Raw genomic sequence first — 18,556 nt, forward strand, 5'->3', positions numbered from 1 at the left:
ACGTGCAGCACGCGAGTGGCCCACCGACCGTTTCCCGGGATTCCGGGAGGGTGGTGGGCTGCCCGCGACACCTTCGACGGTGCGCGACGCTCCTGGAGACCCCTGCCCGGGGGCCGGGTCTCCGGCTGGATGTCCCGCTCTGGTGGTGCCGGTTACGGAGAACCGGACGCGGGACGCAGCGCTCCGAGGAATTGTACAGGCAGCTCAGGGGCGCTTGCGACCGAGGTGCTTCCTGGTCCACTCCACCGCGTCCGCGTACCTCGCCTCGGTGCCGTGGCGGGTGGGGGTGTAGTACTCGCGGTCCTTGAGCGCCTCAGGGGCGTACTCCTGGGCGGCGATGCCTTCGGGGAGGTCGTGGGGATACACGTATCCCTGGGCGTGGCCGAGCTTGGCCGCGCCCTTGTAGTGGCCGTCGCGCAGATGGGGCGGGACGGGGCCCGCGAAGCCCTTGCGGACGTCTTCCAGGGCGGCGCCGATCGCCGTCGTCGCGGCGTTCGACTTCGGGGCGAGGGCGAGGGCGATCGTGGCGTGGCTGAGGGTGAGCGCGGCCTCCGGGAAGCCGATCATGGCGACGGCCTGGGCGGCGGCGACGGCGATCGGCAGGGCGCCCGGGTCGGCGAGGCCGATGTCCTCGCTGGCGGAGATCATCAGGCGGCGGGCGATGAACCGGGGGTCCTCGCCCGCCTCGATCATCCGGGCCAGATAGTGCAGCGCGGCGTCCACGTCCGAGCCGCGGATGGACTTGATGAGGGCGCTCGCCACGTCGTAGTGCTGGTCGCCGGCGCGGTCGTACTTCACCGCCGCGCGGTCGACCGACTCCTCCAGGGTCTGGAGGGTGATCTCCCCCTCGCCCTTGGCGAGGGCCGCGCCCGCGCCCGCCTCCAGGGCGGTCAGGGCCCGGCGCGCGTCCCCGCCCGCGATGCGCAGCAGATGGGCCTCGGCGTCCTCGGGCAGGGTGACCGCGCCGCCGAGGCCGCGCTCCTCGGTGAGCGCCCGCCGCAGCAGGCCCCGCAGGTCGTCGTCCGTGAGCGGTTCGAGCGTCAGGAGCAGGGAGCGGGACAGGAGGGGGGAGATCACCGAGAAGTACGGATTCTCGGTGGTCGCCGCGATCAGCGTCACCCAGCGGTTCTCGACGGCCGGGAGCAGGGAGTCCTGCTGGGCCTTGCTGAAGCGGTGGATCTCGTCGAGGAAGAGCACCGTCTCCTTGCCGTGGCCGCCCATGGCCCGGCGGGCGCCGTCGATGACCGCGCGGACCTCCTTGACGCCCGCGGTGATCGCGGAGAGCTCCACGAACCGCTTGTTCGTGGCCTTGGAGACCACGTACGCGAGCGTCGTCTTGCCGATGCCGGGCGGGCCCCACAGGAACACCGAGGACGGCCCGGCGGGGCCGCCGCCGCCCTCGCCGACGAGGCGGCGCAAGGGCGATCCCGGGCGCAGCAGGTGCTGCTGGCCCACGACCTCGTCGATCGTGCGCGGGCGCATCCGGACGGCCAGCGGACTGCTCGCCGGGTCCTTCTCCTGGCGGTCCTCTGCGGCGGCGGTGAACAGGTCGGGCTCCACGTCCAGAACCCTATGTCACCCCACTGACAATCAGGCCGGGGCGGCCCTGGCGGGCGGTCAGGCCCAGAGGTCGGCGCCCCACCGGGTGAGGATCAGCACGGCGATGACGCCGAGGTGCATGACGGGCAGGGCCCAGGTGAAGTCCTCGAAGAACGTCTTCACCCAGCGCGGCGCGGGCAGGAAGCCGTTGCGGACGTTGAACGACGTGACGTACCAGAACATGAGGAGGGTGGCCGCCCAGGCGAGGCAGCACCACAGGCACAGCGCGTTGATGCGGTACAGCGACTGGAACATCAGCCAGGTGCAGAAGGCCACTCCGAAGGCCGTGCCCGCGTTGAACGTCAGCCAGTACCAGCGCGGGAACCGCGCCCGGCCAAGGAGGCTCATGCCGACGCCGATCACCACGGCGTAGGCGGCGAGGCCCAGCATCGGGTTCGGGAACCCGAAGGCCTCGGCCTGGTCGCTCTTCATGATGCTGCCGCAGGCGACGACGGGGTTGATGCTGCACCCCGGCGTGTAGTTCGGGTCCTTCAGGAGCTCGAACTTGTCCAGCGTGATCACCCAGGAGGCGAGCAGTCCCGCCGCACCCGTGATCACCAGCAGCAGCGCGAACGCCCGGCTCCCGCCGACGGATCCCGTCTCGCCCCCGCGGTCCTCGCCGGAGGCGGCGCCGTCCTTGACTGACACCTTTACTGACATCGGTTCGCTCATCACGCCGTTTCCGTCGCTCGTGGTGGCCTGCGGGCAGGGTCATTGTGCCGTACGTGGCTATGTGTCCATCGTTCGATGGACATGAGCCAGTACGGATGGGGGTCCCCGGGCGTTCGGGACGGCGGGAACCTCGACGGCATGACGAGCAACGAGCACCAACTGGCCGTCGCCGTGCGGGGGCTGCGCAAGGCCTACGGGGGCGTGAACGCCGTCGACGGACTCGACCTGTCCGTGAGGTACAGCGAGGTCTTCGGCGTCCTCGGCCCGAACGGCGCGGGCAAGAGCACCACCGTGGAGATCCTGCAGGGGCACCGCGCGCGGGACGCGGGCGAGGTGCGGGTGCTCGGCGCCGACGCCGCCGCGGCGGCGAGCCCGTCGTGGAGGGGACCGAACCCGGCGGCGGCCCGCGTGCCGTGCGCACGGCGACCCCGGCCCGCGCGGTGGGCCGAGCTCATGGCCCGCTTCGGCGGCGAGGTCCCCGGCCTGCGCGTGGGCCATCCGACCCTGGAGGACGCGTATCTGCGCCTGACCGGACGGGAGGACGCACGGTGACGACCGTACTCAAGAGTGACGCCACCGCCACGACCGAGCGGCCCCCGGGAGTGTGGAGCCTCGGTCTTAGCCGGGGCGCGCTGGAGCTGAAGCAGTTCTTCCGCCAGCGCGACCAGGTGGTCTTCACCTTCGCGTTCCCGATCATGTTCCTGTTCCGTCCGCGTCGGTCTTCAACGACGACGTGGCGGGCGCGGGCATCACGGCCTCGCAGCTGTACGTCCCCGCGATGATCGTGGCGGGCGTCATGTCGACGAGCTTCCAGTCCCTCGGCGTCTCCATCACTGTCGAGCGCGACGAGCAGGTGCTGCGCCGCCTGCGCGGGACGCGGGGGCCTGGTTCACCTTCGGCTGGGTCTTCGTGCTCGGCCTGACCGGGTGCGCGCTGCTCGGCATCGCGATCAGCACGGTGCCGACGTCCGCGCGGGCGTCGACGTCTGTGCCGGTGGCCTGCTCAGGAGCCAGGTACGGCACGGTCCCGAGCACGAGTCCGGTCCTGGTCAGATGGGTCGACGCGGCTTCCGTCGCGCGAGCGATCCCGAAGTCCATCACCTTGCACGCGCCGTCCGCGGTGAGCATCGCGTTGGCGGGCTTCACGTCCCGGTGGACGACGCCCTTGGCGTGGCTCACCGCGAATCCCCGTCCGGCACCTCGTGCTCGCCGATGTCATGCACCGCCACGACGTGCGGATGGCTGAGCGCGGCCACCGTGTGCGCCTCGCGCCGGAAGCGGCGCCGGAAGGCGGCGTCCTTGCTGAGGGTGCCGTCCATGACCTTGATCGCCACGGGGCGGTGCAGCGGTGTCGTCGGCGCGGAAGACGGTGGCCATGCCGCCCTCACCGAGCACGCCGCTCAACACCTAGCGCCCGTCCCGCAGTCGCGTTCCCACGCCCCATAACGCCATCGGTCCTCCCCCTCGGTCCCGTGGGACCCGGTGAACCGGACCGGTGGTGGACGCGTAAGGGCCCGGAGCGCCTTGGCGCTCCGGGCCCCCGAGCCGGTCGGCGGGGTGGTTCAGACGAGCTTCGCCCGCACCGTCTCGACCAGGCCGTCCAGCGCGATGGCCTCCTGCTCGCCGGACTCCATGTCCTTGAGCTGCACGACGCCGTCGGCGAGGTCGCGCTCGCCCGCGACGAGGGCGTACCGCGCGCCGGACCGGTTGGCGGCCTTCATCGCCGCCTTCAGGCCCTTGCCGCCGAAGGAGAAGTCGGTGGCGACCCCCGCCCGGCGCAGCTCGGTGACCTTGCCGAACAGGATCCGTCGCGCCTCCTCGCCGAGCGGCACCGCGAACACGCTGGTGGCCGCGGGCAGGTCGAGGGTGATGCCCTCGGCCTGGAGGGCGAGCACCGTGCGGTCGACGCCGAGGGCCCAGCCGACGGACGGCAGCGCGGGGCCGCCGATCATCTCGGAGAGGCCGTCGTAGCGGCCGCCGCCGCCGACGGCGGACTGCGAGCCGAGGCCGTCGTGCACGAACTCGAAGGTGGTGCGCGTGTAGTAGTCGAGGCCGCGGACCAGCTTCGGGTCGTCCTCGTAGGTGACGCCCGCGGCCGTCAGGAGCTCGCGCACCTCCTCGTGGTACGCCTTGCAGGCATCGCACAGGTAGTCGCGCAGGAGCGGGGCGCCGACGAGCTGCCGCTGCACGTCGGGACGCTTGTCGTCGAGGACGCGCAGCGGGTTGATCTCGATGCGGCGGCGCGTCTCCTCGTCCAGGTCGAGCGCGCGCAGGAAGTCCTGGAGCGCGGCCCGGTAGACGGGGCGGCACTCCTTGTCGCCGAGGGAGTTCAGCAGGATGCGGAACTCGCTGAGGCCGAGCGAGCGGTACGCCTGGTCGGCCAGGATGATCAGCTCGGCGTCGAGCGCCGGGTCCTCGGCGCCGATGGCCTCGGCACCGACCTGCGAGAAGTGGCGGTAGCGGCCCTTCTGCGGGCGCTCGTAGCGGTAGTACGAGCCCGAGTACCAGAGCTTGACCGGGAGGTTGCCCGCCTTGTGCAGGTTGGCCTCGAGGGCGGCGCGCAGCACGGAGGCGGTGCCTTCGGGGCGCAGGGCCAGCTTGTCGCCGCCCTTGGTCTCGAAGGCGTACATCTCCTTGGAGACGATGTCGGTGGACTCGCCCACGCCGCGCGAGAACAGCTCGACGTTCTCGAAGCCGGGCGTCTCCACATAGCCGTACCCGGAGTCGCGCAGCGGGGCGGCGATCGCCTCGCGCACCGCGAGGTAGGTCGCGGAGTCGGGCGGAAGGAGGTCGTACGTGCCCTTGGGGGCCTTGAAGGTGCTCACTGGGGGTTCTCTCGTCACATTCCTCGTCGAGGGGCGAACGGGCCGTCCGCGCCCAGGCCGGCGGCCACCTGCCGCAGATACGGGTTGGTGGCGCGCTCCTGGCCGATGGTCGTCTGCTGGTTGTGTCCGGGAAGCACCACGGTCGAGTCGTCGAGCGGCAGGACCACTCGGGCCAGCGACGCGCGCATGTCGTCCATGGAGCCACCGGGGAAGTCGGTGCGTCCGATGGAGCCGGCGAAGAGCAGGTCGCCCGAGAACAGGACCGGAGGGATGTCCTGCGCCTCGGGCATCCCGAAGGTCACCGACCCCTTGGTATGGCCGGGGGCGTGGGACACGGTCAGCTCCAGACCGGCGAGGTCCAGCTTCGCGCCGTCCGTGAGCTCCCGCACGTCGTCCGGCTCCCCCACGGTCAGCTCCCCCATGAGCTGGGCGCCGAAGGCGCGGCCGAGGGCCTTCTCCGGGTCGGCCATCATGTACCGGTCCTCGGGGTGGATCCAGGCGGGCACGTCGTGCGCGCCGCAGACCGGGACGACCGAGGCGACGTGGTCGATGTGGCCGTGCGTGAGGACCACGGCGACGGGCTTGAGCCGATGCTTCCTGAGCGCTTCCTCGACGCCCGCGGCGGCCTGGTGGCCCGGATCGATGATCACGCACTCCTCGCCTGCGGCGGGGGCGACCAGATAGCAGTTGGTGCCCCAGGCCCCGGCGGGAAACCCGGCAATGAGCACGATCGTCCTTCGTTTCGTCGTACGGCGGAGGTGGCTGCGGAGATTGCGGCGGTCCAGAGCCTACCGGCGCTGCCGATTCCACAGCTAACCCATATACGGTACGGGCACGCGCGGCCCCTCGTGCCGCGCGCCGACGACAGCAGATGACGTACGCGCGCGTACCCGGCGCATGAGACGTACGAGACGTTCGAGGAGTGGGCCCGGTGGTCAGCCAGCAGCAGCGGCGCAAGCAGCTCGCGCGGGAGAAGTTCCTGCGGCAGGAGGCACGGCGGGAGGCCGCGCGGCGGCGTCGGCGCCTGCGCAACGCGGTGATCGCGGGCGCGCTCGCCGTGGTGGTGGCCGGCGGCGCCGTCTCCTACGCGGCGGGTGCCTTCGACGACGGCGGCTCCACGCACGACGACGCGGCCGCGGACCCCACGCCGAGCAAGTCCAGCAAGCCCGCGGACCCGTGCCGCAAGGCCGCCCCGGGCAAGGTCAAGCCGCTGAGCTTCACGAAGGAGCCCGCGCTGACCATCGACAAGTCGGCCGCGTACACGATGAAGCTCGCCACGACGTGCGGTGACATCGATCTCGCCCTGGACGCGGCGAAGGCCCCGCGCACGGTCAACTCCTTCGACTTCCTGGTGAACAAGGGGTACTTGGACCACACCGCGTGCCACCGGCTCACCGCGGGCAACGTCAACGTGCTGCAGTGCGGCGACCCCAAGGGCACCGGCCAGGGCACCCCCGGCTACTCCATCCCGGACGAGAACCTCAAGGACGAGCGGCTGAAGGGCAAGGTGTACCCGGCGGGCACGGTGGCGATGGCCAACCGCTACGACGCCCAGAAGAAGAAGGGCCGCGACACCGGCGGCAGCCAGTTCTTCCTCGTCTACCAGGACAGTCAGCTGCCGCCCGACTACACACCGTTCGGGACCGTCTCCGCGTCCGGCATGAAGGTCCTGAAGAAGATCGCCGCCGCGGGCGAGAGTTCCGGGCAGGGCGACGGGGCGCCGAACGCGACCGTCGTCATCGACAAGGCCACCGTCCGCAAGTCCTGACCCGGAGCGGCGAATTTCGCTCGCGCTGGATGCGGACAGCCGCCCCGCCGTTCGCCTATGTTGGCGGTGACGAAACTGTGGACGATGCCGGAGGCCCGTGGCCTTGTGCAGGCATCATGTGGAGGAGGCGCTGTGAGCAGCGACCCGTGGGGCCGCGTCGATGAGACGGGGACCGTGTACGTGCGTACGGCCGACGGCGGCGAGCGAGTGGTCGGATCGTGGCAGGCAGGATCTCCCGATGAGGCCCTGGCCTATTTCGAGCGCAAGTACGACGGTCTGGTCGTCGAGATCGGACTTCTCGAGCGCCGGGTGCAGACGACCGACCTGTCGGCCAAGGACGCGACGGTCGCCATCGACCACCTGCGCCAGCAGGTCGACGAGGCACACGCCGTGGGCGACCTGGACGCCCTGAGCAAGCGGCTCGACAAGCTCGTCGCGTCGGTCGAGGCGCGCCGCGAGGAGCGCAAGGCGCAGAAGGCCAAGCAGTCGGACGAGGCGCGGCACGCCAAGGACGCGCTGGTCGCGGAGGCCGAGGAGCTCGCGCAGAGCGAGCAGTGGCGGGCCGCTGGGGAGCGCCTGCGGGCGCTCGTGGACACCTGGAAGGGCCTGCCGCGCCTGGACCGCAAGTCCGATGACGAACTGTGGCACCGCTTCTCGCACGCCCGCTCGGCGTTCTCCAAGCGCCGCAAGGCCCACTTCGCGCAGCTGGACGCGCAGCGCGAGGACGCCCGCAAGACCAAGGAGAAGCTGGTCGCGGAGGCCGAGGCGCTTTCGAACTCGGCGGACTGGGGCCCCACGGCCGCGCGCTACCGCGAGCTGATGGCCGACTGGAAGGCGGCGGGCCGCGCCCAGCGCGAGCACGAGGACGAGCTGTGGAACCGCTTCCGCGGCGCCCAGGACGTGTTCTTCGCGGCGCGCAGCGCGGTCTTCGCCGAGCGCGACGCCGAGCAGGGGGAGAACCTCAAGCTCAAGGAGGAGCTCGCCGACGAGGCCGAGAAGCTCGTCCCGGTGACGGATCTGAAGGCGGCCCGGGCCGCGTTCCGCTCCATCAACGAGCGCTGGGAGGCCATCGGCCACGTCCCGCGTGACGCCCGGCCGAAGGTCGAGGGCCGGATGCACGCCGTGGAGCGGGCCCTGCAGGAGTCCGAGGAGGCCGAGTGGCGCCGGACGAACCCGGAGGCGCGGGCGCGCGCCGCGGGTCTGACCGGCCAGCTCCAGGCCGCCGTGGACAAGCTGACGGGCCAGATCGAGGCCGCGCGCGCGGCGGGCAACAACGCCAAGGCCGACAAGCTCCAGAAGGAGCTCGACGGCCGCCAGGCGCTCCTCGACCAGGCCCTGAAGGGTCTGCACGAGTTCGGCGGCTGACGCCCACGCACGACATGGGTCCGCCCCCGGCGCACGGCGCCGGGGGCGGACCCGTGTGCGGGGCGGGTCAGGGCCTGCGCGCCGACGTCACCCGGTACACGTCGTAGACGCCCTCCACTCCCCTGACCGCCTTCAGGACGTGCCCCAGGTGCTTGGGGTCGCCCATCTCGAAGGTGAAGCGGGAGGTGGCGACGCGGTCGCGGGAGGTCTGCACGGCCGCCGACAGGATGTTCACGTGCTGGTCCGAGAGGATGCGCGTGACGTCCGAGAGCAGCCGCGAGCGGTCCAGGGCCTCGACCTGGATGGCGACAAGGAACACCGAGGACTGCGTGGGCGCCCACTCGACTTCGAGGATGCGCTCGGGCTCCCTCGACAGCGAGTCCACGTTCACGCAGTCGCTGCGGTGAACCGATACGCCACTGCCGCGCGTGACGAAGCCGATGATGGGGTCGCCGGGCACGGGCGTGCAGCAGCGGGCCAGCTTCACCCACACGTCGTCGACGCCCTTGACGACGACGCCCGGGTCGGCGCTGGAGCGGCGCTTGGTGCGGCCGCGCGAGGGCGGCGCGCTCTCGGCGATGTCCTCGTTGGCGGCCTCCTCGCCGCCGAGGGCCTGGACGAGCTTCTGCACGACGCTCTGCGCGGTGACGTGGCCCTCGCCGATCGCCGCGTACAGCGAGGAGATGTCGGGGTAGCGCATCTCGTGCGCGAGCGTGACGAGGGAGTCGCCGGTGAGGATGCGCTGGATCGGCAGGTTCTGCTTGCGCATGGCGCGCGCGATGGCGTCCTTGCCCTGCTCGATGGCCTCCTCGCGGCGCTCCTTGGAGAACCAGGCGCGGATCTTGTTGCGCGCGCGGGGCGACTTCACGAAGCCGAGCCAGTCGCGGCTCGGGCCCGCGCCCGCGGCCTTGGAGGTGAACACCTCCACCAGGTCGCCGTTGTCCAGGGTCGATTCGAGCGGCACGAGGCGGCCGTTGACGCGGGCGCCTATGGTGCGGTGGCCGACCTCGGTGTGCACGGCGTACGAGAAGTCCACGGGAGTGGCACCCGCCGGGAGCGCGATGACATCGCCCTTGGGGGTGAAGACGAAGACCTCGTTGCGCGACAGGTCGAAGCGCAGGGACTCCAGGAACTCGCCCGGGTCCTCGGTCTCCTTCTGCCAGTCGAGGAGCTGGCGCAGCCACGCCATGTCGTTGAGGTGGTCGTCCTTCTTGCCGGACGACTTGGGGGCGTCGGTGCGCACCTTGGAGGCGCCGGCGACGGCCTCCTGCTTGTACTTCCAGTGCGCGGCGATGCCGTACTCGGCGCGGCGGTGCATGTCGAAGGTACGAATCTGCAGTTCGACGGGCTTGCCGTTGGGGCCGATGACCGTCGTGTGCAGCGACTGGTACATGTTGAACTTGGGCATCGCGATGTAGTCCTTGAACCGGCCGGGGACCGGGTTCCAGCGCGCGTGCACGGTGCCGAGCGCGGCGTAGCAGTCACGCACGGTGTCGACAAGTACACGAATGCCCACCAGGTCGTAGATCTCGGCGAAGTCACGGCCCCGCACGATCATCTTCTGGTAGACGCTGTAGTAGTGCTTCGGCCGGCCGGTGACGGTGGCCTTGATGCGGGCGGCGCGCAGATCGGCCTGGACCTCGTCGGTCACTATGGCCAGGTACTCGTCGCGCTTGGGCGCCCGCTCGGCGACGAGCCGCACGATCTCGTCGTACATCTTGGGATAGAGGATCGCGAAGGCGAGGTCCTCCAGCTCCCACTTGATGGTGTTCATGCCCAGGCGATGCGCAAGGGGAGCGTAGATCTCCAGCGTCTCGCGGGCCTTCTTCTCCTGCTTCTCGCGCTTCAGATAGCGCATCGTGCGCATGTTGTGCAGGCGGTCGGCGAGCTTGATGACCAGGACGCGCGGGTCCTTGGCCATGGCGACGACCATCTTGCGCACGGTCTCGGCCTGCGCGGCCTCGCCGAACTTGACCTTGTCCAGCTTGGTGACGCCGTCGACGAGCAGGGCGACCTGGTCGCCGAAGTCGCGGCGCAGCTGCTCCAGGCCGTACTCGGTGTCCTCGACGGTGTCGTGGAGCAGGCCCGCCATGAGCGTGGCCGGGTCCATGCCGAGCTCGGCGAGGATCGTGGTGACGGCCAGCGGGTGCGTGATGTACGGATCGCCGCTCTTGCGCTTCTGGCCCCGGTGCCAGCGCTCGGCGACCTGGTAGGCCCGCTCGATCTGGCGCAGCGTCGCCGTCTCGATCTTGGGGTCGTTGCCGCGCACTATCCGCAGCAGGGGCTCAAGGACCGGGTTGTACGGGTTGGAGCGCTGCACGCCGAGGCGGGCCAGGCGGGCCCGGACCCGGTTGGAGGAGCCGGAGCGCTCGGGCTTGGCGGTGGCGGGGCGGGCCGGGGGCTGGGGGGCCGGGTGGCGCTCCGGCGGCTTGGGCCGGGGCTCCTCGGCGCTCCGCTCACCGCGCTCGGCGGCTTCGCCGGCGGCGGCACCTGGCTGCGGGTGCGCGGGCGCGGCGGCGGGAGCCGTGGCCCGCGGGGTCTGCTGCGCGGACTCGGCTGCGGCAAGTGGCTGGGACTCGTCTGGCAAGAGCGCTCCCTGTGCGCGATCGGGTCCCCCGGTCAGGTCCCGAAGTGCCCATGGTATCGATCCTGGGCCGACGGCTCGCCCTCGGCCGGTGAGACGGCTCCGTACTGGAGAAACACCAGAGGCGGGCACCGGATTCCACCGGGCCCGCCTCCAGCCTCCAGACCAAGGCCCGCGCACCTCAGGCCACGACCGACGCAGCGAGGTGACACCACTCAGGACTTGATTTGAGACAGCTCAGCCTGCAATAGAAGGTTGAATTCAGAATCAGATGCTGCAGCTCAAAATTAGCCGATCGATCTGGATTCCACCTCACCTAGCAGCGACAGCTCACTGCCACTTCAGCATCGCGAAACCCTTAATCTTGATCTCGCGCGTAGACGCCACGTAGCCCCACGGCACATTCTTGATGTACCCCGACTTGCCGCAGCCCGCGTTGTACCACTTCTCCCTGGCACCCTTCGGGCCACCCTTGACGTAGCCCCTGACCTTGATGCAGGGGGTCCCACGCTCAGCCACCCAGCGGTATCCCACCTTAAGACCAGGGCTGCCAATGAGATCGCAGTTCCACTTGGACTTGCTCCATCGGCCAGGGATGCCCACCGCGTTCTTCCAGCCACCGCACCCGCTCGCAACCATCGGCTTCGGGGTGGCCTTGATCGTGGTGCTTTCCACCGTGGGCTTGGAAGTTGCGTTCGCCGGAGCCGTGCTCGCAGCCATGGCGGCAACCGAAGCCAAAGCAATTGCCCCCGTAGCAATCTTGTGCGAAATCAAGTCCGATCCTCCAATTTAGATCCCCCTATGGGCAGTCAAGATCCATTTGATCATGAAATCCCAAGACTGCCAAGCGGCTTGAGTAAGATCTGAGGCTCGATCAGAAGGATATGAAACGTGCCACGTTGCCGCCTGGGCGGCCACGCACATCAGAGCGATGGAGAAAATGGATAGCACGAACAGCGACGGGCGCTCCGGAAGGAAACCGGAACGCCCGTGCGATCAGCTGGTGAATCCATTCAGACGGTAATCAGTGCCTCCAGGGGAGCTCCGTCCAAGGCAGGAACCAGCCGCTCCCTTCCACCCAGGAAGCCCAGCTCCATCAAGACGGCCACACCGGCCACCTCGGCGCCGGCACGGCGGATCAGCCGCAGCGAGGCCTCGGCGGTGCCGCCGGTGGCGAGGACGTCGTCGATGACCATGACGCGGTCGCCCGCGGCGAGGTCCTCGGCGTGCACCTCGATCTCGGCGCTGCCGTACTCCAGGTCGTAGGCCTGGCTGAGCGTCGCTCCGGGGAGCTTGCCCGCCTTGCGGACCGGGATGAAGCCGAGCCCGGCGCGCAGCGCGACGGGGGCGCCGAGGATGAAGCCGCGCGCCTCCAGGCCGACGACCTTCGTGGCGCCGGTACGCGCGCACAGGGCGGCGAGGGCGTCGGTGAGGGCCGTGAACGCCGCCGGGTCCGCGAGCAGCGGCGTGATGTCCTTGAACATCACACCGGGCGTCGGGTAGTCCGGCACGTCGCGGATGCGGCTGAGGAGCAGCTCCCTGGTCTCGGTCATCGGCGCTTGCCCGACGGGCGGCCGCGGCCGCGGTTGCGGGTGGGCTGGGTACGGCCGGAGCGCGGGCCGACGACCGCGGGTGCGGCGTCGTCGGTGTCCTCGTCCGTGCCGTCCTCGGCGTCCTCGATCGCGTCGGCGCCCGGGGCCGGGGCCTCAGTGGACTCGCCCTTGGCGGCTGCCGCGCGGCGCTTGGCGAGCACCCGCTTCTTCAGCGCCTTCATCTGCGGGTCGGTCTCCTTGAGATCGGCGACCAGCGGGGTCGCGATGAAGATCGAGGAGTACGCGCCCGCGGCGAGGCCGACGAACAGCGACAGCGAGATGTCGTTCAGCATGCCCGCGCCGAGGAAGCCGCCGCCGATGAACAGCAGACCGGCCACCGGAAGCAGCGCCACGACGGTCGTGTTGATCGACCGGACCAGCGTGCTGTTGATGGAGCGGTTGGCGACCTCGCTGTAGGTGAAGCGGGTCTGCTTCGCGAGGTCCTTCGACTGTTCCTTCAGGCTGTCGAAGACCACGACCGTGTCGTACAGCGAGTAACCGAGGATGGTGAGCAGACCGATCACCGTGCCCGGCGTCACCTCGAAGCCGACGAGCGCGTACACGCCCACGGTGATCGTGATGTCGTGGATCAGCGCGATGAGCGCGGCCAGGGCCATGCGCCACTCGAAGGCGATCGCCAGATAGACCACGACGAGGATCATGAAGATCGCCAGGCCCTGCCAGGCCTTGTTGGCGATCTGGTCACCCCAGCTGGGGCCCACCAGGTCGGCGTTGATGTCGTCCGCCTTCACGTCCAGCTCCTTGGCGAGCTCGGACTTGATGTGGTCGGACTTCTTGGTGTCCACGCCGCTGATCTGGATGCGCAGGGTGTCGTTGCCGAGGCGCTGCGCGATCGCCTGGTGGCCGGACACGTCCTCCGCGATCTCCTCGGCCTTGGCGGCCGAGACGCTGGTCTTGGGCGTGTTGAAGACGGCGCCGCCCTCGAACTCGATGCCCATGTGCAGGCCCCGCACCATCACGGCCACGAAGGCCGTGATGGTGATCAGGATCGAGATGCCGTACCAGATCTTGCGCTTGCCGACGAAGTCGTAGCCGACCTCGCCGCGGTAGAGCCGGGCGCCGAGATTGCCGAGCTTCGACATCTCACGCCTCCTTCGGGTCGACGGGGGCGGCGGGGGCGCTGGTGCGGCGCGAGCGGCGCAGCGGAGGCTGCGCGCCGAGCCGCTTCGGGTCGAGGCCGGACCACTTGTGGCCACTGGCGAAGAACTTCTTCCGCGCCATGATGGTCATCAGCGGCTTGGTGAAGAAGAACACCACCACGACGTCGAGCAGCGTCGTCAGACCCAGCGTGAACGCGAAGCCCTGCACCTTGCCGACGGTCACGACGAAGAGCACCGCGGCGGCGAGGAACGACACGAAGTCCGACACCAGGATGGTGCGCCGGGCCCGCGGCCAGGCACGCTCCACGGCGGGCCGCAGCGTACGGCCCTCGCGGACCTCGTCCCTTATGCGTTCGAAGTACACGATGAACGAGTCAGCGGTGATGCCGATGGCGACGATGGCGCCACAGACCGCGGGCAGGTTCAGCGCGAACTTAATGGTCGGGCCGAGCAGCGTCATGATCGTGTACGTCAGCGCCGCCGAGACACCGAGGCTCGCGATGGCGATGAGCGCCAGGCCGCGGTAGTACGCCACCAGGTAGATGATCACGAGTGCGAGGCCGATGGCACCCGCGATGAGACCGGCGCGCAGCTGCTCGCCACCGAGGGCCGCGCTGACGGTCTGGACGCTCTGCTCCTTGAAGGTCAGCGGGAGCGCGCCGTACGACAGGACGTTGGCCAGGTCCTTGGCCTCGTCCTGGTCGAAGCTGCCGGAGATCTCGGCCTGGCCGCCGGTCACAGCCTGGTTCACATACGGCCAGGAGACGACCTCGCCGTCCATGACGATGCCGAACTCATTCTGCGGCGAAGGCTTGCTGGCCAGCTTGCCTGTGATGTCGCCGAACTGCTTGCTCCCCTTGCCGGAGAAGTCCATCGTGACCTTCCAGCCAGCGGCGCTCTGGGTGTCGAAGACGGCCTTGGCGTCGTCGACCTCCTTGCCATCGACCTCGGACGGGCCAAGGATGAACTTGTTCCAGTTGTCGTCCTTGTCCTTGCCGCACGCCACGATCGCGTCGGTAGGCTTGACGCCCTTCTTGATCGCGGTGCGGGCCTTGGGGTCGGTGCAGTCGAGCTTGGCGAACTGCGCCTGGAGCTGAGCGGAGGGCTCGTCGCCCGTGGGCGGCGGCGTCGGCTGCTGGTCCTTCTTGCCGTCGTCCTTCTTGTCGCCCTTGTCGCCCTTGTCGGCGTCGTCGCCCTTGTTGGAAGGCGCTCCGGACGGCGTGGCGTCGGCCTTCAGGGCGTCGGTCACCGAGCGGCCCTGGGTCGTGGGGGACGACGTGGGAGAGGACGACTCGCCGCTGGGCTTGTCGTCGGACTTGCCGTCACCCTTGTCACCGGCGTCCGAGGACTTCGGGGAGGGGGTCGAGCTCGGCTTGTCCTTCTTGTCCTGGTCGCCCTTGCCCTTGTCGCCCTTGCCCTGCTCCTTGCCGCCGTCCACGGGGACGCTGGGCTGACGGGCGATGACGGGCCGGAAGTACAGCTGAGCGGTCGTGCCGACCTGTGCTCGCGCCTGCTTGGCGTTGGTGCCCTTGGGGATGTTGACGATGATGTTCTCGGAGCCCTGGGTCTGGACCTCGGCCTCGGAGACACCCAGACCATTGACACGCTTGTTGATGATGTCAACAGCCGTGTTCATGTTGGTCTCGTTGATCGCGTTCTTCTGGCCCGGCTCGTTCTTCGCCTGGAGCGTGATGCTCGTGCCACCGGCGAGGTCGATGCCGAGGCGGGGCGTCGTGTGCCCGGAGAGGAACATCCCCCCGGTGAGCGCCACCAAGGCGATCAGGATGAAGACCAGGGTGCGACCCGGTTTCCCCTGGGTGCCCTGCCTTCGGCCCTTCTTGGGTGCTGCCACCTTCTCGTTCTCCCTGTCCAACCGCCGGCCTGCGGGGCGCTCCCCTGGCCTTCGCTGAGCGGAGGGGGCCCCGGGCGGGCGGCCATGAAGTTGTGTCGAGACGCGGCGCGAAATCACCGTCGGCGGGGGCCGCGATGCGCGAGCGGGCGCACGTCCAGCCCCCGGCGGTGACTACTTCGCGCCGGACTCGCCGTCGGTCTTCTTCGGCTCTGCGTCTGCGGCCTCGGGGGCCTCGTCGGCCGCGTCCTTCTTGCCGAGGTCGATGCGCGAGTCGTCGGACACCGGCTCGTCGGTCTCGTCGGTCTCGGTGAGGGAGGAGGCGTCGTCCGGCACCACCGGCGTGTCGTCCTCAGGCTCCGTGCCGTGCACGATGCGGTTGTACTCGTCGTCGTCCAGGACGGCGCCGATGGCGTTCTTCGCGTAAACCGCGTGGACGCCCGGGGCCACCTCAAGGAGGACCGCGTCGTCGTGGACCTCCTTGACGGTGGCGTACATGCCTCCGATCGTGCGGACGCCGGTGCCGGGCGTCATGTCGTTGCGCATCTGGGCCGCCGCCTGCTGCTTCTTCTTGGCGGACCGGGTCATCAGGAACATGGCCCCGATGAGCACGATGAAGGGGAGGAGGGTCACGATATTCACGGGACGGAGTTTCCTTCGCACGACCGCGTGGTGGAGCGGCCTGATGGATGGGGGTGGGCGGCGCTGCCTATAAAGGCGGCATCGGCGGAGTCTAAGCGAGTCCGCGCCTAACGAACAACGCTCAGCATGGCACCGCAGTTCCTGACCGTGCGACTCTCCGCGCCGTCGTCGCCCCCGTCACGTCCCGAACAAGTCCTGTTGGCCGTTTCCCGTCCCCTGCCGGGGCGGCGTGAGGCCGAGGTGGGCCCAGGCCGCGGGCGTCGCGACCCTGCCGCGGGGGGTCCGGGCCAGCAGTCCCTCGCGCACCAGGAAGGGCTCGGCGACCTCCTCGACCGTCTCGCGCTCCTCCCCCACCGCGACGGCGAGGGTGGACAGGCCGACGGGGCCGCCGCCGAAGAGCTTCAGGAGCGCCTCGAGGACCGCGCGGTCCAGGCGGTCCAGGCCGCGGCTGTCGACCTCGTACACCCCAAGGGCCGCGCCCGCGATGTCGCGGTTGATCACGCCGTCGGCCTTGACCTGCGCGTAGTCCCGTACGCGGCGCAGCAGGCGGTTGGCGATGCGCGGGGTGCCGCGGGAGCGGCCCGCGATCTCGGCGGCGCCTTCGGTGTCGATCTCCACGTCCAGGAGGTGCGCGGAGCGGTGGATCACGCGCTGCAGCTCGGCCGGTTCGTAGAACTCCATGTGCGCGGTGAAGCCGAAGCGGTCGCGCAGCGGCGGGGGCAGCAGGCCCGCGCGCGTGGTGGCGCCGACCAGGGTGAAGGGCGGCAGCTCCAGGGGGATGGCGGTGGCGCCGGGCCCCTTGCCGACGATCACGTCGACGCGGAAGTCCTCCATCGCCATGTACAGCATCTCCTCGGCGGGCCGGGACATGCGGTGGATCTCGTCGAGGAAGAGGACCTCGCCCTCCTGGAGCGAGGACAGGATCGCCGCGAGGTCGCCCGCGTGCTGGATGGCCGGGCCGCTGGTGATGCGGATCGGGGCGCCCATCTCGGCGGCGATGATCATCGACAGGGTGGTCTTGCCGAGGCCGGGGGCGCCGGACAGCAGCACGTGGTCGGCGGTGGCGCCCCGCGCGCGTGCGGCGCGCAGGACCAGGTCGAGCTGCTCCCTGACCTTCTCCTGGCCGATGAACTCGCCCAGGTCCTTCGGGCGCAGGGCGGCCTCGACGGCCTGGTCCTCGCCGTCGGCGACGGCTCCCACAAGGCGCTCCGCGGCGGTCGCGGCCTCGTCGGTCGGGTCGTCCCAGTTCATGCGGTGTGCCTCGCGTAGCTCGTCGAAGGTCGTGCGTCCGTGGCCCGCGCCGGGGCGCGGAGCGCCGCGCCGGTGGCGCGGGGCGTGGTCAGCGGGTGCGGTTCAGCGTCTGCAGGGCGGCCTTCAGGAGCTGGCCCACCTGCGGGCTGCCCCCGGCCGCCTCGGCCTGCGGGGTGACGGCGGTGACCGCCTCGTCGGCCTCCCGCGTCGCGTACCCGAGGCCGATGAGCGCGGCGTGCAGCTGCTCGCGCCAGCCGTGGGTGACGGGGGTGCCGATGGCGGGGCCGCCGGTGCCGAGCGGCTCGCCGAGGCGGTCCTTCAGCTCGAGGAGCAGCTTCTGGGCGCCCTTCTTGCCGATGCCGGGCACGGCGGTGAGCGCCTTCTCGTCGCCGGTGGCGACCGCGCGGCGCAGTGCGTCCGGGCCGTGCACGGCGAGCATGGCCTGGGCCAGGCGGGGGCCGACGCCGCTGGCGGTCTGGAGCAGTTCGAAGGTCCCCCGCTCGTCGTCGTCGGCGAAGCCGTACAGGGTGAGCGAGTCCTCCCGTACGACGAGGGAGGTGGCGAGCTTGGCGTGCTGGCCGACGCGGAGCGTGGACAGCGTGTTCGGCGTGCACTGGAGGGCCATGCCGACGCCGCCCACTTCGACCACGGCGGTGTCCGGGGCGAGGGCGGCGACCGGGCCGCTGACGAAGGCGATCATGCCGTACGGCCTTTCCTTGCGTGCAGGGCTTGGGCCTGCTGGAGTCGGTTCTGCGCGGGGGCCTGCTGGGGGCCGCCGCGCGCGTGGGCCTGCTGGAGCCTGTGCTGCGCGGGGGCGCGCCAGATGTGGCAGATGGCGAGCGCGAGGGCGTCGGCGGCGTCGGCCGGCTTGGGTGGTGCGTCGAGCCGGAGCAGCCGGGTCACCATCGCTCCGACCTGGGCCTTGTCGGCCCGGCCCGAGCCGGTGACGGCGGCCTTGACCTCGCTGGGGGTGTGCAGGGCGACCGGGATGCCGCGCCGGGACGCGCAGAGCATGGCGACGGCGCTGGCCTGGGCGGTGCCCATGACCGTACGCACGTTGTGCTGGCTGAACACGCGCTCCACGGCGAGGACTTCGGGCCGGTGCTCGTCGAGCCAGTGCTCGATGCCCGCTTCGATGGCGACGAGGCGGCTGCCGAGCTCCGCGTCGGCCGGGGTGCGGACGACGCCGACGCCGCGCATCGTCAGCGGGCGGCCCGCGGTGCCCTCGACGACGCCGACACCGCACCGGGTCAGACCCGGGTCAACGCCCAGTACCCGCACCGCATCCC

The 18,556-nt window shown here is 70.4% G+C and carries 16 protein-coding genes and 3 pseudogenes; 4 read left to right on the plus strand and 15 right to left on the minus strand.

Annotation, left to right across the window (positions count from 1 at the left end; translation table 11 throughout):
• Positions 1-204: 204 nt before the first annotated feature.
• A complete protein-coding gene (locus tag AC07A4_RS23885; RefSeq protein ID WP_478602000.1) occupies positions 205-1,560 on the minus strand; it encodes a replication-associated recombination protein A in 1,356 nt (451 codons plus the stop codon).
• Positions 1,561-1,617: 57 nt separating this feature from the next.
• Entirely contained in the window at positions 1,618-2,259 is a 642-nt protein-coding gene (locus AC07A4_RS23890) for a vitamin K epoxide reductase family protein (protein WP_478602002.1), read from the minus strand.
• A 150-nt stretch (positions 2,260-2,409) separates the two neighbouring features.
• On the opposite strand from AC07A4_RS23890, the pseudogene AC07A4_RS23895 reads away from it, so the two are divergent.
• Together AC07A4_RS23895 and AC07A4_RS23900 are read left to right on the plus strand one after the other, a co-directional pair.
• Positions 2,410-2,655: pseudogene (locus AC07A4_RS23895) on the plus strand (ATP-binding cassette domain-containing protein); the annotation flags it as partial.
• A gap of 164 nt (positions 2,656-2,819) precedes the next feature.
• Positions 2,820-3,267, plus strand: a pseudogene (locus AC07A4_RS23900) (ABC transporter permease); the annotation flags it as partial.
• Here the strand turns inward: AC07A4_RS23900 and AC07A4_RS23905 are convergent.
• From AC07A4_RS23905 to AC07A4_RS23920, 4 genes and pseudogenes are all read right to left on the minus strand, one after another.
• Positions 3,231-3,449 (minus strand): annotated as a pseudogene (locus AC07A4_RS23905) (protein kinase domain-containing protein); the annotation flags it as partial. The pseudogenes AC07A4_RS23900 and AC07A4_RS23905 overlap by 37 nt on opposite strands.
• A complete protein-coding gene (locus tag AC07A4_RS23910) occupies positions 3,446-3,604 on the minus strand; it encodes a hypothetical protein (protein WP_478602467.1) in 159 nt (52 codons plus the stop codon). The pseudogene AC07A4_RS23905 and the gene AC07A4_RS23910, both read right to left, overlap by 4 nt.
• A 228-nt stretch (positions 3,605-3,832) precedes the next feature.
• Positions 3,833-5,095 carry a histidine--tRNA ligase gene (gene hisS / locus AC07A4_RS23915; RefSeq protein WP_478602004.1) on the minus strand — a complete coding sequence of 421 codons (1,263 nt, stop codon included), beginning with the start codon at positions 5,093-5,095 and terminating at the stop codon, positions 3,833-3,835.
• 14 nt (positions 5,096-5,109) lie between these two features.
• Complete coding sequence (locus AC07A4_RS23920) at positions 5,110-5,823, minus strand: MBL fold metallo-hydrolase (RefSeq protein ID WP_478602006.1); 714 nt, start codon at positions 5,821-5,823, stop codon at positions 5,110-5,112.
• A 203-nt stretch (positions 5,824-6,026) separates the two neighbouring features.
• Here AC07A4_RS23920 and AC07A4_RS23925 point away from each other — a divergent pair, with 203 nt between their 5' ends.
• Positions 6,027-6,863 (plus strand): peptidylprolyl isomerase, encoded by an 837-nt coding sequence (locus tag AC07A4_RS23925; RefSeq protein WP_478602008.1) that lies wholly within the window; start codon positions 6,027-6,029, stop codon positions 6,861-6,863.
• A 132-nt stretch (positions 6,864-6,995) separates the two neighbouring features.
• Positions 6,996-8,228, plus strand: coding sequence for a DUF349 domain-containing protein (locus AC07A4_RS23930; protein WP_478602010.1), 1,233 nt, complete (start codon positions 6,996-6,998; stop codon positions 8,226-8,228).
• A gap of 67 nt (positions 8,229-8,295) precedes the next feature.
• Here AC07A4_RS23930 and AC07A4_RS23935 read toward each other — a convergent pair whose 3' ends face one another.
• From AC07A4_RS23935 to ruvC, 9 genes are all read right to left on the minus strand, one after another.
• Positions 8,296-10,815, minus strand: a complete 2,520-nt coding sequence (locus tag AC07A4_RS23935; RefSeq protein ID WP_478602012.1) for a RelA/SpoT family protein — start codon at positions 10,813-10,815, stop codon at positions 8,296-8,298.
• Between the two features lie 327 nt (positions 10,816-11,142).
• Positions 11,143-11,586 (minus strand): hypothetical protein, encoded by a 444-nt coding sequence (locus tag AC07A4_RS23940; protein ID WP_478602013.1) that lies wholly within the window; start codon positions 11,584-11,586, stop codon positions 11,143-11,145.
• A 239-nt stretch (positions 11,587-11,825) separates the two neighbouring features.
• Positions 11,826-12,365 (minus strand): adenine phosphoribosyltransferase, encoded by a 540-nt coding sequence (locus tag AC07A4_RS23945; RefSeq protein WP_478602015.1) that lies wholly within the window; start codon positions 12,363-12,365, stop codon positions 11,826-11,828.
• Entirely contained in the window at positions 12,362-13,507 is a 1,146-nt protein-coding gene (gene secF, locus AC07A4_RS23950) for a protein translocase subunit SecF (RefSeq protein WP_478602016.1), read from the minus strand. Before secF ends, AC07A4_RS23945 begins: the two co-directional genes overlap by 4 nt.
• Before the next feature lies 1 nt (position 13,508).
• Complete coding sequence (gene secD / locus AC07A4_RS23955; RefSeq protein WP_478602018.1) at positions 13,509-15,377, minus strand: protein translocase subunit SecD; 1,869 nt, start codon at positions 15,375-15,377, stop codon at positions 13,509-13,511.
• 171 nt (positions 15,378-15,548) lie between these two features.
• Positions 15,549-16,016 carry a preprotein translocase subunit YajC gene (gene yajC / locus AC07A4_RS23960; RefSeq protein ID WP_478602020.1) on the minus strand — a complete coding sequence of 156 codons (468 nt, stop codon included), beginning with the start codon at positions 16,014-16,016 and terminating at the stop codon, positions 15,549-15,551.
• A 177-nt stretch (positions 16,017-16,193) separates the two neighbouring features.
• The gene (gene ruvB, locus AC07A4_RS23965; RefSeq protein WP_478602022.1) at positions 16,194-17,267 is read right to left on the minus strand and encodes a Holliday junction branch migration DNA helicase RuvB; all 1,074 of its coding nucleotides are present in this window, start codon (positions 17,265-17,267) and stop codon (positions 16,194-16,196) included.
• 88 nt (positions 17,268-17,355) lie between these two features.
• Entirely contained in the window at positions 17,356-17,967 is a 612-nt protein-coding gene (gene ruvA, locus AC07A4_RS23970; protein ID WP_478602024.1) for a Holliday junction branch migration protein RuvA, read from the minus strand.
• Positions 17,964-18,548: a crossover junction endodeoxyribonuclease RuvC gene (gene ruvC, locus AC07A4_RS23975; protein WP_478602026.1), complete on the minus strand. Its 585-nt coding sequence runs from the start codon at positions 18,546-18,548 to the stop codon at positions 17,964-17,966. The genes ruvA and ruvC overlap by 4 nt, the downstream gene beginning before the upstream one ends.
• Positions 18,549-18,556 lie beyond the last annotated feature (8 nt).

Source organism: Streptomyces sp. NPDC043996 (assembly GCF_056435225.1).